This window comes from Lichenihabitans sp. PAMC28606 (genome assembly GCF_020616535.1).
Lineage (GTDB): Bacteria > Pseudomonadota > Alphaproteobacteria > Rhizobiales > Beijerinckiaceae > Lichenihabitans > Lichenihabitans psoromatis.
This window is the reverse complement of the sequence record NZ_CP085136.1, coordinates 3,415,625-3,430,543: the sequence shown is the minus strand read 5'-3', so window position 1 is coordinate 3,430,543 and position 14,919 is coordinate 3,415,625. Positions and strand designations below refer to the sequence as shown.

Sequence of the window (14,919 nt, the reverse complement as noted above, 5' to 3'; positions counted from 1 at the left end):
TATAAGAAGGTATGTCTGGTGGGGTGAAGCCCAGTCGCGCCAAGATGATCGACGAAAGCACGAAGCGCCCTTGCTTCGCCGCGACTCGGAGTGCCGACTTTTCCTGAAAGCGCCGATATCGCCCTGAATGGCAGGTCAGCGATACACAGCCTGATGACGATCAGCCTCGACTTGTCAGAAATCCGCTGGCCATCAGCCGGAACGCCTTGATTGCCTTTGGTAGGACAATCTGCGGCTCGCCACTGGCGGCTATCCATAGAGCGGCATTAAATGCCGCGCCGTTCAGGAGACGTGCCGCGGCCTCAATGTCGACTGGCTTCATGACGCCTAAGGCGACCAAATCAGCGACCGTCTGCATCGTGATGGTCAAGCAGGCATTCTGACTGGGCCAGCTCGAAGGGTCGCCCAAGAAAGTAGGCCCGTCCAACAAGACGATTCGTCGAACCTCAGGGTCCAGCGCCATCGCGATATGCGCGTCGGCTACAGCCAGCAGCCTTTCCCATGGGTTTGCCGCAGCTGCTCCTGCCTGTCGGGCGAGCGTGGCCATCTCGCTATCGACTTGGGCGACGACGGCAGCCAGCAGCCCCTTTTTATCTCCGAAGCCGTGGTAGAGGGCGCCACGGGTGAGCCCGACGGACGCGGTCAGCTCGTCCATCGACGCGGCGGCGAAACCCCATGCGGCGAAGGCCTTTCGCGCGGCCCCGATCAGCTTGACGCGGTTTTCCTCCATCGTTTCGGCGCGACGCTTTGCAGCCAAAGCAAAAACCTCCAATTAGCATACGATACGTATTTGAGCTTGACGATCATTCCGTATCATGCTTTCACATACGCAGCGTATATTCCTACTGTGGCTTGGCTGGAATGTCCAGAAAAGCTGATTGGATGCGCTCGACCCGACATTTTTAAGGATGACGATATGGCCCAGCGTGAAGCCGTGTTTCCCGCCGACCGGCACGCCCTCTACGAGAAGCATGGATATTCTGCCGCAGTGCGATCGGACGACCTCTTATTCGTGTCTGGTCAGGTCGGCAGCCGCCCAGATGGTTCGCCCGAACCCGAATTCGAAGCGCAGGTTCGCCGTGCCTTCGCCAATCTGGAAGCCACGCTCGCCGCAGGAGGCTGCACATTCGACGACATCGTCGACGTGACGTCGTTCCATACCGACCCGGAAAAGCAAATGGGGACGGTCACGGCGGTGAAAGCCGAGAAGTTTCCGCAAGCCCCATATCCCAACTGGACCGCGGTCGGAGTCACCTGGCTCTCGGGCTTCGACTTCGAGATCAAGGTGACCGCACGCATTCCGTCTCGTCCATCAGCGTCGGTGACCCGCCGCAACCCGCCGACGATGTGGGATATGGCCTCGCTCGGCTACTCGCACATCAGCGTCGCCGAACCCGGCCGGCTCGCCTTCCTGTCCGGCCAAGTCGCAGTGGCGCCTGGCAATGAGGAAGTGCCCGAAGATCTCGCTGGCCAAGCAAAGCTTGCGACCGCCAGCCTCGCCGCCGCACTCAAGGACCTGGAGGCGACGGCGAAAGATATTGTCCTGCTGCGCGTCTACGTCGTGAATGCGACCGGCGCAGCGTTCGGGCAGGCCGTTACCCCTCTGCGCGAACTGTTCGGTGACGCGATGCCCAGCATCACGACGATTGGCGTTCAGGCGCTCTATAAGCCGGAAATAAAGGTCGAGATCGAAATGGTGGTGCGCGTTCCCTGAGGATGGAAAATACTGGTCACAGCCATCGAACTTCGGCGGGCGTGTCAAAATGCTGAAGCGCGCGTGTCGCCAGCTCTTCGGGCCGACATATCCAAAAGCTGCCGGCCCGTTCTCTACCAATCCTTGCCGTTCGCCAGTTCGTTTTGGACAACATAGGTAGAGCTCACTTTCGTGCGGTGACCCTACGAGGTCCGAGTATGGTAGCCACCCGACCGCGCGCTCGCCACGGGTCACGTCCACCTTGTAGCCGCCGACGCCGTAACGGGCAGCGCTCAGAATTTCGACTTGGGTCATGGGTCATCTTCACAACAGGCGCCGGAGGCCTCTCCTCCAGTCTTCAACCCGTCACGGCGAAGCCCGTCCGCACTCTTCCTCTAAGGGGGCGTGACGGGGATCCCCCGCGTCCGCGAGCCCCATGAAAGGCTTCAGCGTGTAGGTGTCGGCCCATTTCTTCAGTTCGACAAAGCTGGCCGTCGCGCAGAGTTCGCTGCTCCAATCCGCCTTCATGGACATCAGCGCGTCGTGCTTGGCGGCGCCGCATTTGGCTTCGAGGATGACATTCATCAGTCGCATGAGATGCCAATTCACGCTGCCGCCGAACACGATAGCGGGAATTTTGGCAGCTTTCAGCTTGTCGGCGTCGGCCACCAATTCGTCATAGGTCTTGGGCGGCTCGGTGATCCCGGCCTCAATCAGCAGATCATCGGGCGCAACATCCTGCGCGCGGTCTTCTATATGCCCGTAATTATCGCCTCCATCGCCGTGGCGACCATGTGGCGCTGGATGTACGACCCCTTCTTCGGCGTCGTGAACGCCGTTCTGAAGGCTGTCGGTCTTGACGGGCTGATCCAGGATTGGCTCGGCGACCGGAGCGTCGCCCTTTACGCTGTGTTCGTCGCCTATGCTTGGCAGAACGTCGGGGTCAGCATGGTGCTTTTCCTGGCAGGGCTGCAGACGGTATCGCCAACCTTGGTCGAAGCTGCCCGAATGGACGGGGCCAAACGCGCCCAGATCTTTCGACACGTCACGCGACCGGCGCTGCAATCCACCATAACGGTGGTGCTGATCCTGACGTTGATCAACTCCCTCAAGGCCTTTGACATCGTCTATGGCATGACACACGGGGGACCGGCACAATCCACGCAATTAATGGCCTTCTGGGCCTTCTGGCAATCGCTCCAGTTGCACGACTTTGGGCGTGGGAGCGCCATCGCCGTCATTCTGCTGCTCATGACGGTCGTCGTTGTCATCCCCTACCTGCATTGGGCGCAAAAACGCGAGGATGCGGCGCAATGAGCCCGGTCGCGCGCGCCAACCCCCTGCCGATGGCGGCATTAAAGGAACGATCCGTCGGCCGGCCGAAAGACTGGTTCCTCATTGGACTGTGGATCGCGCTCGTGATGGTCGCCGCGATCTGGATCGCGCCGTTCGTCTTCATCGTCTTCACGGCCCTCAAATCCGAGGCCGACATCAACGCCACCGCTGCCTACGGGCCACCCACGGGCCTTGCTTGGCAGAACTTCCGCGACGCCTGGACACGCGGTCACTTCTCCACCACGCTCGTGAACAGCGCTTTGATCACCTTCATCAAGGTCCCGGTCGGCATTTTGGTCTCGGCCATGGCGGCCTATGCTCTGTCGCAGATGCGCCTCACGGGTGCGGCTCATTTTCGTGATCATTTTGGTCGGCACCATGATCCCGTTCCAGGTGCTGCTCGCACCGCTCTTCAGCATGGTGAACCGACTGGGCCTTCTCAACACCTATCTCGGGGTGATTTTGCCTTACATCGCCTTTGGCGTGCCCTACCAGATCTTCGTTCTGCGAGGCTTCTTTCGGCAGTTACGTGGGAGATGACGGTGACCCGCCTCGACAAGGCGGCATTACCCGCTTCTCCGGCGTTACGCCAACGCGGCGGGGCGATGGCTGGCGGCGAGCCAGAGGCAGCCTTTGGCGTGAAGCTTCCGGGAAAACCGTATCAGGCCGTCCGGATCAGACCTGTTCGAGCCGCGTGATGCCTGCCGTATCCGACCAAATTGTTGGTCTCGGGCTTCAATACTGCAGTGTGGTCCAGTGAATAAAGGGATGGTGACTGGTCTCAGAGGAGAGCCTTCGGGAACATCATGTGAATGCCCTTATTGCCGTCGACGATTTGGGTGACGCGGAGGTTTCCGGCCAGCAAACACAGCATATAGGCCTGATTGGGCGTGAGGTCGGACCGGGCGCAGATGTGGTGCACCATCTCACGGACGGCCTGTTTGGCGGCGTCATCGAGATCGTCGTCGAGCCCGATCGACATGAGGTGGGTGGCGGTTTCGGCGAAAGGCCATTCGAGCGCCATGTCTTTACGGATCGTCAGGCGAAAGCTCCCCGTCACGCCGGTTTCGAGCGCCGTGATGCAAACCTCACCGTCGCCTTGCACGGCATGGCCGTCCCCGGCGTAGAACAGCGCGCCGTCGTTGAACACCGGCAAAAAAAGCGTGGCGCCGGGCCTCAGTTCCTTATTGTCCATGTTGCCGCCAAAGCGACGCGGCACGGGTGAGCCGACGCGCCCCCAGGCTGCTGGCGGCGCGACCGCGATGATGCCAAAGAAGGGCGCCAGCGGAACTTCGGTGCCCCAAGGCATGATCGCGACATTGCGCTGATGATCGATCAGCGGGTGCACGATCTCGTAATCCGTGAACTCGTCGGGAAGGGTGCCGAGGAGTGGCAGGATCGCCATGAACCCCCAATCCTGATTGATCCGCACATCCAGAATATCGATCTGCAGCGTGTCGCCCGGCTTGGCCCCTCGCACGTGTACAGGGCCGGTGATGAAATGCGGGCCAGGACCCTGCGGCAGCGTCTCGAGCACCCTGCGGTGGTCGGCGCTGACGAGGCCGCGATCGGGCGGCAACGTTTCCGGACCGCCTGCCGGGAACGAGTGAAGCGTGACGATGTCGCCGGACTCGACCTCGATCACGGCCGGGCGGCTCGCGTCGAAGTAGCCCCACACCATGGCGTCGAGTGTCGGAGGGATCTCGTGACGCCTCGCCATGTGAAACCTCCTTCTGCTGCGGACCGGGTCACCTGCCCGTGTCTGGTTTGGCCAAACTTTTGCTTGGCTGATCGAGACAGGGGCAAGCCGCTCCCGATGCAAACCGCGCGCCTGACTGGCGCGGTCTTCGACGCGAGCGAGGTCACGATGCGCCGTTCCGCTTATTCAGACTCGGAAATCATCGCGATGGTGCGAGATGTCGAAGCGGGGCGGCCTGCTGATGAAATGTGCCAGACCGCCGGAATCACGCTGCGAACGCTCTATCGATGGCGGCGTCGCTTCGGCGGCCTCAAGCCCTTTGCGGTTCACGCTCTGCGGGCGCTCGAGCAAGAGAATTATCGGCTGAAGGCCGAGGCGGCGCACCGACCGATCAAGACGATTTCCACGACCCCGTCGCCATCTCGCGTGACGATGCGAAGCGATCTTGGTGGCGGCAGGGTGTCATCGGGCGTGACCTCCGCGACTGTCGTGGGCCGCTATGCGGCGCTCCGTGTCCGGTGATGAAAACCTCCGCTGATAGTTTGTGCAGCGACGGCTCGCGGTCATGTCATTTTTGACAAATCACGCTGAGAGATCGCGGCACGCCTGCGTCTGGACGACAAGATTTCGTCACGAATCAAGACTGACGTTGTCTTGCAAGGTCAAGTCTTCGATCGGTTTTGACCAGACTGCATGTGTTTTGGCCAATCGCCGCTTATCAAAGATGCTTGCTCGTCCGAGGATCGCACAGGAAGCTGTACGGATGAGAGCCATTCATGCACGTGGCAGTGGAGAGCAACGATGATCTTTGGAACGACATCCTTCCCCAATCGCCGGTCCTTCATGAAGGGTGTGGCAGGCGCGGCGACAGTGTCGCTCTTTGGGGGCGTCGCTTTTGCGGCCGACCTCAAGCCCGTTCGGTTCAGCGAAGCGGTCCACAACCTTGGCTACATCAACCTCTACGTCGGCATGCACGCCGGCATCTTCAAGAAAAATGGCCTTGATATGCAGGTGAGCGCCGCCGGCGGCGACACGCAAACCTTCGCGGCGGTTCTCGGCGGTTCCGCCGATTTCGCGATCGGCGATGCCACCATGGCGCAGATTTCACGCGAGAATGGCGGCCCCGGCGTGGTGGTCGGGACAGTCGTTCAGCGCGCGCATTATTTTGGCGTGTCCAAGACACTCGAGCCGTTCACCGACCCCAAGATGTTCAAGGGCCTCAAGATTGTCACATCGCCTGAGCCCAACACCAACTATAGCGTCGCCAAGCGTTTGCTCGAAAATGCCGGCCTGAAGGTCGGGGTCGACGCCACCATCATCCCGGTCAGCCCTGGCACGGAAATCGCCGCCATGCTGGCCGGCCAAGCCGATATCGCGATCGCCTATCAGCCCGGCGTCGCGTCGGCGGTGTCGCAGGGCGCCAAGGTCGTGTTCGACTTCTCGACCTATATCGGACCCTTCTGCAACACCGGTATCATGGTGCTGCCGACCACGATCGAGAAAGACCCGGCCATGGTGCAGGCGCTCGTGACGTCGTTCGAGGAAGCCTCGCGCAAAACCTATGCGGACCCCGCCTATGCCAAGCAGGTCGCTCGTCTCGAATTTCCGGATCTCCCCGGCGAGGTCGTCGACGCGGCGATCGATGCAGAACTGAAATATCTCATTCCGGCGCAGTCAGTGGTGACCAAACCCGATCAATGGAAGAACCTGATGGACATGCAGGTGTATCTTGGCAACGCCAAAGGCACCGTCCCATTCGATCAGATCATCGACAATTCATTCGCCGACAAAGCCGTCAAGGCAGCCGGCTGACCGAGATCGTAATGGCTGAACGCAGTGCCGAACGCAGTCTAGAGACGATGTCGGCCGAGCAGACGCAACCGATCGTGGTCGATCACGTCGCCAAGAGTTATGTGTCGCCCGGCAAGGTGACACCCGTGATCGGCGATCTGTCGTTCACGCTTGGCCGCGGCGAGATTGTCAGTATCGTCGGCCCGTCGGGTTGCGGGAAGACGACCATGCTGAATGTCATCTGTGGCCTGATCGAGCCCGATCGCGGGACGGTTCGCTGGTACGGCGAAAGGCTCGGCGCGCAAAAGCGCGGCGTCAAACGGGCCAGCTTCGGTTACATGCTGCAGAAGGATCTGCTTTTGCCTTGGCGCAAGGCCGTCGACAATGTGAAGCTCGGCATGGAAATCCGCCGCGTTCCCGCTGCCGAAGCCGACGACAGGGCACGCGCCTTGCTCGACCAGTTGGGCCTCCATGGTTTCGCGGATAACTATCCATCGACGCTCTCGGGCGGGATGCGGCAACGCGTGGCGCTCGCCCGCACCCTCGCCAATGATCCCGACGTTCTGCTGCTCGACGAGCCTTTCGCAGCGCTCGATTTCCAGACCAAGCTCCTGATCGAGAGCGACACCGCCAAGCTGGTGCGGGATAGCGGCAAGTCGGTTCTGCTGATCACTCACGATATCGAGGAAGCCGTGTCGATCGCCGATCGCGTTCTGGTGTTGTCGCACCGTCCCACGGTCGTCAAGGCCAGCTACAATATCTCGCTCGGGGCGGCTCGGGGCGACATGATCGCGGCCCGGGAAAGCCCGGATTTCGGCGATTATGTGCGTCGGATCTGGGCCGATCTCGCGGTCGTCCGCACATGACCGGAGAGCAGCGATGTCGGTCCTGATCGGGCAAACGCCGGCCGCGCAGGGCAGCCCGGATCGGCTCGCGGTTCGCCGCCTGCGGACCGAGCGGCTTCGCCAGCACGCCCTCGTGCTCGCGGTTCAGCTTGCGATCCTCGCCGCCTTTCTGGGGTTCTGGGAGTATCAAACGTCGAAGAGCAGCCAATCGGCCTTCATGTTCGGGTCGCCCTCCGCCATCGGACGGTTTTTATGGCAAATGATTCTGGATGGCAGTCTGTTGCGCGACAGCGCCGTGACAGGGACCGAGACGGTTCTTGGCTTCGTGGTCGGCAATCTGATTGGGACGTTGGCTGGACTGATGCTCTGGTATTCGCTCTTCGTCTCGCGCGTCGTCCAGCCTTTCGTGATCGCGATCGGCTCGATCCCCATCATCGCTCTCGCGCCCATCATCATCATCTGGTTTGGCACAGGACTGCCATCGAAGATCGCGATGTCGACGATCTCGGTCGTCGTCGTTGCGCTGGTCACGTCCTACAAGGGTGCAATCGGCGTCGATCCCGACCAGATCAATCTGCTTCGCACGCTGGGTGCCTCGAAACCTCAGATCTTTTCGAAACTCGTGGTCCCCTCCTCGCTGACTGACATCTTTGCTGGATTGAAGCTCACGGTCGGCTTCGCGCTGATCGGCGCAATCGTCGGCGAGTTCATGTCGTCGTCGGTCGGCCTGGGCCACGCGATTTTCCAGGCCGGCTCGCTCTACGCGATCCCCAAGGTGTTCGCGTCATTGGTGGGCACCATCGTGCTCGCGCTTTTGCTCACCTTCATGGTCGGCAAGGTCGAACATGCTTTGACGCCGTGGCGTCGCGCCGGCTAGCGCGCGCGCACCACGTCAATCGCTCGACAGCATCATCGTGCCGCCCAAAGGCCACGAGATCGGAACGGAGGACACATGACCCAACGCATCAGCAAGCAAGGCACTATCAAATACGCGCTTTCGGGCGACGATGCCTTCGTGGCTCACGTCGACCCAGGCGAAACCGTCACGATCGAATGTGTCATCAACATCGGTGATGGCGTGATCAAACATGTTGGACAGCAACTCACGGAAGCCGATGTGACCTTCCCGTTCGTCAATGGCGCGACGGGCCCGATCGAGGTCGTCGGCGCGATGCCGGGCGACATGCTGAAGGTCGAAATTCTGCATATGGAACTCGACACACTTGGATATTCCTCGCTTTGGCCAGGCCATGGCATGTTCCCGGATTGGGTCCGGCGCAAGGAATTCGGGATTCAGACCCGTGTGGTCGATGTTCTTGACGGCGTCGTCCATTGGACCGACACGATCAAGCTTCCTTGCAAACCGATGGCTGGCGTGATCGGTGTCGCTCCGATTCATGGTGCCGTGCTCACGGTGGACAACGGCACGCATGGGGGCAACCTCGACGTGCAGGAGATCACGGCCGGCAGCATCATCATGCTCCGCGTCGAAAAACCAGGGGCGCATTTCTTTATCGGCGATTGTCATGCGCTCCAGGGCGATGGCGAGGCGGTCGGCATGGGCGCAATCGAGATCGGCTCGAACGTCACGCTCAGGATCACGATCGAAAAGGCTCCCAAACGGCTCGGACATCCGCGTATCGAGACCGCGACGCATCTTTGCACCCTCGGCTGTGCTCGGCCGCTGGAGGACGCCATGCGGATCGCCTTCCAGGAGATGATCTACTGGCTCAACGATGAATGGAATATCCCGGAGCCCGACGGCTACCTGCTTCTCGCGCAGATCGCAGAGGCGCGCTGTACCCAGATGGTCAACCCGAAGTATACTTATATTTGTAAAGTATCAAAAGAGATTCTGGCTCAGTTCACCTGAAACTGCGACCCGGGTCGACATCGCGATAACGTAGCCGCCGCAATGATGTTGCGTGTCGATCATGGCCCAAAAACGAAGAGCAGTCGACATCGGCGCGGTTCGGCTCATCTGGTTGCCAGAATGCGAGTGCGGCTGGCAAAGCCGTCAGGTTCAGCTTAAGATAGGCTATTGCCTTCGAGCAAAGGACGATAACATTTTTTATATATTCTTTGAGCTTCTAGCGAAGACGGCGATGTGAGAGCACGGCCCGCTCACGTGCTGGAGGTTTCGTTTATGACAGTTCGATCATTGGGGACGTGATGAGGAGCTCAGCAGCTATCGTCGGGTTCTCGACGCGACGCTCGACATCGTCCGCCTCGTCATCCTCTGCCCCGTCATCGGCCGCCGCTGCATGAAGGAGCCTGCAGCCCCCGATCTCTATTCGGCTCTGGATGGTGTCTCCTGGCCTGTTCTCGTCACGGCGATGGTTCAAGGCGAGCATGTCATCTCCTATGCAAATGCAGCCTTCAGCGCCATGTGCGGCCATCCGATCGCGGAGCTCGTCGGCCGCGACGATGATTTCCTCGACGGCCTAACGACCGATCGGAGCGTCAAGGCGGACATGCAGGCCGTCCTCACGGAAGGCCGAGGCATCCGCCGCACGATTGTGACCACTCGAAAAGACGGGACGCCTTATCGAACCGACGTCGCGATCGACCCCATCCGAAATGCGTCGGGGCGGGTGACGCATCTCATCAGTATCTATCGGCCGACGGACGATACCGGTGATCCCGCTGCAACAATTGGAGAGGTCGACACAAACCTCCCGAGCATCGCGGAGCATCTTCCGGGATACATCTATCGCGTGATCATGCGAACCGATGGAACAATCGATACCGTCTATCGCAGCGCGTCTCTCGCTCAGATGCTTGGAACCGATAACAGCCAGGTCATGCGAACCTTCGACAATCTTGTCTACCCGGACGATCACGACGCCGTCTATGCCGCACTCCGCAAGTCAGCAGCCGGCATGTCCGTCTTTCGGGAAGAGTTCAGGCTCGTCGCTTCCAACGGTACTTTGCATTGGCTTCGCAGCAGGGCGATGCCACGCCGCACGCCCAACGGCGAAATCACATGGGACGGCATCGCGATCGAGTCCAGCGCCGAGGAACGGTGGGAGAGCGAGATCGCGAACCAGGCGTCTCGTGATCCGCTCACGGGTTTGCTGACCCGCGCGGCGTGGCTGCAAGCGCTCGAGTCGGAACTGACGGCAGAGAGGTCTGAATCCGCGACTTGCGCTGTGATCTGTAGCGATATCTCGGCCTTCAGCGCGCTGAATGAACGGCTCGGCCAGATTGCCGGCGATACGATCCTGCGCGAAACCGCGAAGCGACTTGCCAAACTCGCCGCCTCGATCGGTGGTGTCGCGGCCCGTCTTGGTGGCGACGAATTCGCGATCATGATCCCCGACTGCGCCGACCAAGAGTCTCTGTCGCTCTGCGTCGGGTCGTTGAGCGAGGCGTTCGCGCAACCGATGCAGATCGGGACGGAGTGTCTGACGGTTCTGACCTGCATCGGTGCGACCTTCAACCAGCGGCTCGAGAACGAGACGATGGCCGACAAAGGGATCGCCAGCGAAGTAATGACCCAGGCCGAAATCGCGCTTCGCTGGGCCAAGCAATCCGGCCGAAACACCCCGATGCTCTATTCACCCGAACAGGACGATCGTCACCGCAACGAGGCCGTCCTGGCGCGCTCGCTCGAACATGCGATCGCCAACGACGAACTTGAGCTCCATTACCAGCCGCTCGTCGAGCTTGCGTCCGGCCGTATCGTATCGGCCGAAGCTCTGGTGCGATGGAAGCACCCGACGCTCGGGATGCAACGACCGGATCGGTTCATTCCGCTTGCCGAGACATCGGGCTTGATTGTGCCGCTCGGTCGGTGGGTTCTCGAACAAGCCTTTCGCCAGCATCGGCTCTGGACGAGTGCCGGGTTGGCGCCGCCACCCGTGGCCGTGAACGTGTCCGGCAATCAGTTGATGGAGCCGGGATTCGTCGCCCTCGTCGAAGAGGCTCTTAAAAGCCAAGGGGCAAATGCCGCGAATTTCGAAATCGAGCTGACCGAAGGGTTGTTGGTCGAGCCCTCGCCGCAGATCATGGCGTCACTTCACGCCTTGCGGACCATGGGATTCACGATCGCGATCGACGATTTCGGCAGCGGGCATGCCACTTTCCGCTACCTGCGCGATTTTCCCGTCGATAAGCTCAAAATCGACCAGATCTTCGTCCGGAAGCTCGTGCTGGAATCAACCGATGCCTTGATCATCCGGGCGATCATTTCCTTGGCGCGGAGCATGGGAATAGGGTTGGTTGCGGAAGGAATCGAAACCGACATGCAGCGCTCCTTTCTGCAGCAAGAGGGATGCGCCGTCGGCCAGGGATATCTGTTCAGTATGCCGCTTGTCGCCGAGGATTTTACATGGATGCTGGCCCATAACGTGAGTCTTCCGATGCGAGGCCCCGTCGAGCAAGCGGTGCCCGGATCGCCAACGGGACCGGACGCCGTCACGGGAGCGCAATTAGGATGAATATGTCGGCATCGGATCATGGAGCCGCAGAGGCGCGCGGAAGGGCGAACTCGAAAGTCGCGACCGGTATTGTCGGATTCGACGAAATCAGCGGTGGCGGCTTACCGAAGAACCGGTTGACGGCTGTTGTCGGAAGTGCCGGCGCCGGCAAGACGGTATTTGCGCTTCAGACGCTGAAAAATCGCCTTGCCGACCGCGGCGAGCCGTGCATCTTCGTCACCTTCGAGGAGCCGATCGATCGCATCCGCAGCAACGTCGCCTCTTTCGATTGGGATGTCGATACGCTCGAGTCCGACAGATTCCATTTCATCGACGCCCGCATTCCAGACGACGCGGTCGTGACGGGTGCGTTCGATCTCGCGGGGTTGCTTGCCGGTCTCAGCGCATTGCTCGTCGAGACCGGTGCGCGGAACGTCGTCTTCGACGGCATCGACATGCTGCTCAGCAGCCTGAAGGATGAGCGGCTGGAGCGGCAAGAATTGCTGCGCCTCGATAGCTGGATCAAACGGTCGGAGATATCAGCGATCGTGACCGTGAAGATCTTCGGGGCTGGAGACCGGGACCAGATCCGCGCCGACTTTCTTCAATATATGACCGACTGCCTTGTCATCATGGCCGAGATCGTCACGGCGACCGGATCCTCGCGCACGATCCGAATTGCTAAGTTTCGCGGGTCGGGTTTTTCGGGCAATCCCGTTCCGGTCGTCATGGGCGCGTCTGGGATCGACGTCATCGCGTTCAAGGACGTTCGGGTCGGCTACCCCACCTATACGGGCCGCGTGTCCTCCGGAGTTCCGCGGCTGGACGCGCTGCTCAACGGCGGCTATCTGCGTGGGAGCAGTACCCTCATTTCGGGCTCACCCGGAACCTCGAAGACCAGCCTCGGCGTCACGTTCGCCTTCGCCGCATGCGAGCGCGGTGAGCATGCGGTCGTGATCAGCTTTGACGAAAGCGGGGCACAGATCGTCGGCAACATGCTGTCGATCGGCATGAATCTGACGCCTCATATCGAGTCCGGGTTGCTGACAATCGTGTCGTTCCTCTCGACCGGGCGCAGCCCAGAGGAGCATTTCGTCGCGATCCGCAACGTTCTGGAGACGCACCATCCGAAGTGCCTCGTGATCGACCCGATCTCCGCGCTGTTGAAATCCGATTATCCGTTCTCCGCGATGATCTGCGAGAGCTTGCTCGATCTGGCCAAATCCCAAGAAATTTCCGTCGTCTGTAGCTCGCTTCTCGATCAGGTGAGCGGCACCACCGAGTTATCGGCAAGTCAAATTTCGACGATCGCCGACACGTGGCTCCACGTGTCCTACGTGGCGCGCGACGGCGAACGCAACCGTGCTTTGACGATCGTCAAATCGCGAGGGACCGGACATTCGAACCAGGTTCGCGAATTGGTGCTCGGCACGTCGGGGATCGATCTCGTCGATGTCTATGTCGCGGAAGGAGAGGTGCTGATGGGAAGCGCTCGCGCCCAAAAGGAAGTCGCTGTCAAGCGGCTCCACGTTCTCCAAGAAATCGCTGCGGAGCGTCAGCGTCTCTCGCTCGAACGGCAGATTGCGGAGGCACGCGCCCATGTCGAGGCCGCGAACCTCGAGCTGGGCTGGAAACAAAAGGAGGTGGATCTGCTGATCGCGTCAGAACAGAGCCGCCTTGAAACCAGCCAGATCGATGCGAACGAGCGATTGAGCCTCCGTCGCGTCGACGATGACGGACCCCTCGCAGAAGGTGGAAACACCAACGTTCCCGTCAACCCGAGATGACGGTCGAACCCGCCGACCTGCCCGATCGTCGCGAAAACATGCCCGGCCAAAGCCGTCCCGAGACGCTAGCGCGCTTGACCCTCTACGTCGCACGAGCGACGCCGAATTCTCAGCGCGCCGAGATCAATCTCGCGCTCGTGATGGACGTTCTGCAGGGCCAACTGATCGTGCCGTCGCTCGACATCGTCGATGTGTTTTCGCAACCCAAGCGGGCGCTCACGGCGGGTGTCGTGGTGACGCCGACCCTCATCGGCGTGAACGCGCATCAACGGATCGTGCTGATGGGCGATCTGGCCGATCATCTCCACTTATTGGGCGTCATTCGCGATCTTTGTCTGAACGACGCCTCGCCGCCAGGGTAGCCGACAGAGCGCGATGCGGATGCTGGCGCAGATCATGCGAGTCAGCCCTGAGCGTGTTCTCGGATGCTGCTCATTGAGCTCTACTGGTCCGACCTTCCACGCACGGCGAGACGAGGGGAGGGTCGCGGCCCCATCTCTTGGAGAAACCCATGCAGCTTTTGGACAGCACCTACGGCAAAGGCCGCGTCCGCGTTATGCGGCTGTCGGGCGACGGCGACCATCGCGAGGTTCGCGAACTCACGATCCAAGCCATGCTGACCGGCGATATCGCGCCAGCCTATGTCGAGGCCGACAACACCACCACCGTCTCGACCGATACGATCAAGAACGTCGTCAATGTGGTGGCGCGCGAGCAACTCGAGGCGGGTCCGGAAGTCTTTTGCCGTGCCGTCGCCGCGCGCCTTCTTGAACAATATCCCGGCATGACCGGCGCCACGGTCTCGGCTCGGGAAATCCGCTGGACCCGCCTGACGGTGGATGGCGCCCCCCACCCACATGCTTTCACGCTGGAGGCCAATGGCCAGGGCACCGCCAGCGTCGTGATGGATCGAAACGGCGATCACGTCACATCCGGGCTTTCGGGTTTCACCTTTCTCAAGGCGACCGCCTCGGGGTGGTCGAACTACGTGAAAGACGCCTACACGACGCTGCCCGAAACGCAGGACCGCATCCTTGCCACCAGCATGGATGCAACATGGCGCTGGTCGCGAGATCCCGGCGATTTCGCGACCGCCAATGCCCGCGTCGTCGCGGCTTTTATGCGAGTCTTCGCGACGACATACAGCCACAGCGCGCAGGACAGCATGTATCGCATGGCTTGCGCGGCGCTCGAGGACGTGCCGGAGATCGAGAGCATCCGGATGGCTTGCCCGAACAAGCATTACCTGCCGGTCAACCTGGGTGCATTTGGGCTTGATAACCCCAATCGCGTGTTCACCTCGACCGACGAGCCCCATGGGCAAATCGAGTGCACCGTCGGCCGGTAA

13 protein-coding genes and 3 pseudogenes are annotated in these 14,919 nt (G+C 60.8%); 13 read left to right on the top strand and 3 right to left on the bottom strand.

Annotated elements, in window-relative coordinates; translation table 11 throughout:
- Positions 1-160: 160 nt before the first annotated feature.
- Complete coding sequence (locus tag LGH83_RS16155) at positions 161-730, bottom strand: TetR/AcrR family transcriptional regulator (protein ID WP_227401887.1); 570 nt, start codon at positions 728-730, stop codon at positions 161-163.
- A gap of 186 nt (positions 731-916) precedes the next feature.
- Between LGH83_RS16155 and LGH83_RS16150 the strand changes: the two are divergent.
- Together LGH83_RS16150 and LGH83_RS16145 are read left to right on the top strand one after the other, a co-directional pair.
- Positions 917-1,303: pseudogene (locus LGH83_RS16150) on the top strand (RidA family protein); the annotation flags it as partial.
- 42 nt (positions 1,304-1,345) lie between these two features.
- The gene (locus LGH83_RS16145; RefSeq protein ID WP_319799656.1) at positions 1,346-1,714 is read left to right on the top strand and encodes a RidA family protein; all 369 of its coding nucleotides are present in this window, start codon (positions 1,346-1,348) and stop codon (positions 1,712-1,714) included.
- Positions 1,715-2,122: 408 nt separating this feature from the next.
- Here LGH83_RS16145 and LGH83_RS16140 read toward each other — a convergent pair.
- Positions 2,123-2,413: pseudogene (locus LGH83_RS16140) on the bottom strand (carbohydrate ABC transporter substrate-binding protein); the annotation flags it as partial.
- Here LGH83_RS16140 and LGH83_RS16135 point away from each other — a divergent pair.
- Positions 2,396-3,010, top strand: a pseudogene (locus LGH83_RS16135) (carbohydrate ABC transporter permease); the annotation flags it as partial. The pseudogenes LGH83_RS16140 and LGH83_RS16135 sit on opposite strands and share 18 nt — an antisense overlap.
- A complete protein-coding gene (locus LGH83_RS16130) occupies positions 3,007-3,726 on the top strand; it encodes a hypothetical protein (protein WP_227399535.1) in 720 nt (239 codons plus the stop codon). The pseudogene LGH83_RS16135 and the gene LGH83_RS16130, both read left to right, overlap by 4 nt.
- Before the next feature lie 83 nt (positions 3,727-3,809).
- Here LGH83_RS16130 and LGH83_RS16125 read toward each other — a convergent pair whose 3' ends face one another.
- Positions 3,810-4,748 carry an acetamidase/formamidase family protein gene (locus LGH83_RS16125; RefSeq protein WP_227399534.1) on the bottom strand — a complete coding sequence of 313 codons (939 nt, stop codon included), beginning with the start codon at positions 4,746-4,748 and terminating at the stop codon, positions 3,810-3,812.
- A gap of 147 nt (positions 4,749-4,895) precedes the next feature.
- Here LGH83_RS16125 and LGH83_RS16120 point away from each other — a divergent pair, with 147 nt between their 5' ends.
- The 9 genes from LGH83_RS16120 to pucL all read left to right on the top strand — a co-directional run bounded on the left by LGH83_RS16120 (position 4,896) and on the right by pucL (position 14,919).
- Positions 4,896-5,249, top strand: a complete 354-nt coding sequence (locus LGH83_RS16120; protein ID WP_227399533.1) for a transposase — start codon at positions 4,896-4,898, stop codon at positions 5,247-5,249.
- 279 nt (positions 5,250-5,528) lie between these two features.
- Positions 5,529-6,539: an ABC transporter substrate-binding protein gene (locus tag LGH83_RS16115; protein WP_227399532.1), complete on the top strand. Its 1,011-nt coding sequence runs from the start codon at positions 5,529-5,531 to the stop codon at positions 6,537-6,539.
- Positions 6,540-6,550: 11 nt separating this feature from the next.
- Positions 6,551-7,384 (top strand): ABC transporter ATP-binding protein, encoded by an 834-nt coding sequence (locus LGH83_RS16110; protein ID WP_227399531.1) that lies wholly within the window; start codon positions 6,551-6,553, stop codon positions 7,382-7,384.
- A gap of 13 nt (positions 7,385-7,397) precedes the next feature.
- Entirely contained in the window at positions 7,398-8,240 is an 843-nt protein-coding gene (locus LGH83_RS16105) for an ABC transporter permease (protein WP_227399530.1), read from the top strand.
- A gap of 75 nt (positions 8,241-8,315) precedes the next feature.
- The gene (locus LGH83_RS16100; RefSeq protein WP_227399529.1) at positions 8,316-9,236 is read left to right on the top strand and encodes an acetamidase/formamidase family protein; all 921 of its coding nucleotides are present in this window, start codon (positions 8,316-8,318) and stop codon (positions 9,234-9,236) included.
- 391 nt (positions 9,237-9,627) lie between these two features.
- Positions 9,628-11,805, top strand: coding sequence for a putative bifunctional diguanylate cyclase/phosphodiesterase (locus LGH83_RS16095; protein ID WP_227399528.1), 2,178 nt, complete (start codon positions 9,628-9,630; stop codon positions 11,803-11,805).
- A gap of 2 nt (positions 11,806-11,807) precedes the next feature.
- Positions 11,808-13,571, top strand: coding sequence for a circadian clock protein KaiC (kaiC, locus tag LGH83_RS16090; protein WP_227399527.1), 1,764 nt, complete (start codon positions 11,808-11,810; stop codon positions 13,569-13,571).
- Positions 13,568-13,933 carry a circadian clock KaiB family protein gene (locus LGH83_RS16085; protein ID WP_227399526.1) on the top strand — a complete coding sequence of 122 codons (366 nt, stop codon included), beginning with the start codon at positions 13,568-13,570 and terminating at the stop codon, positions 13,931-13,933. The genes kaiC and LGH83_RS16085 overlap by 4 nt, the downstream gene beginning before the upstream one ends.
- A 149-nt stretch (positions 13,934-14,082) precedes the next feature.
- A complete protein-coding gene (pucL, locus tag LGH83_RS16080) occupies positions 14,083-14,919 on the top strand; it encodes a factor-independent urate hydroxylase (RefSeq protein WP_227399525.1) in 837 nt (278 codons plus the stop codon).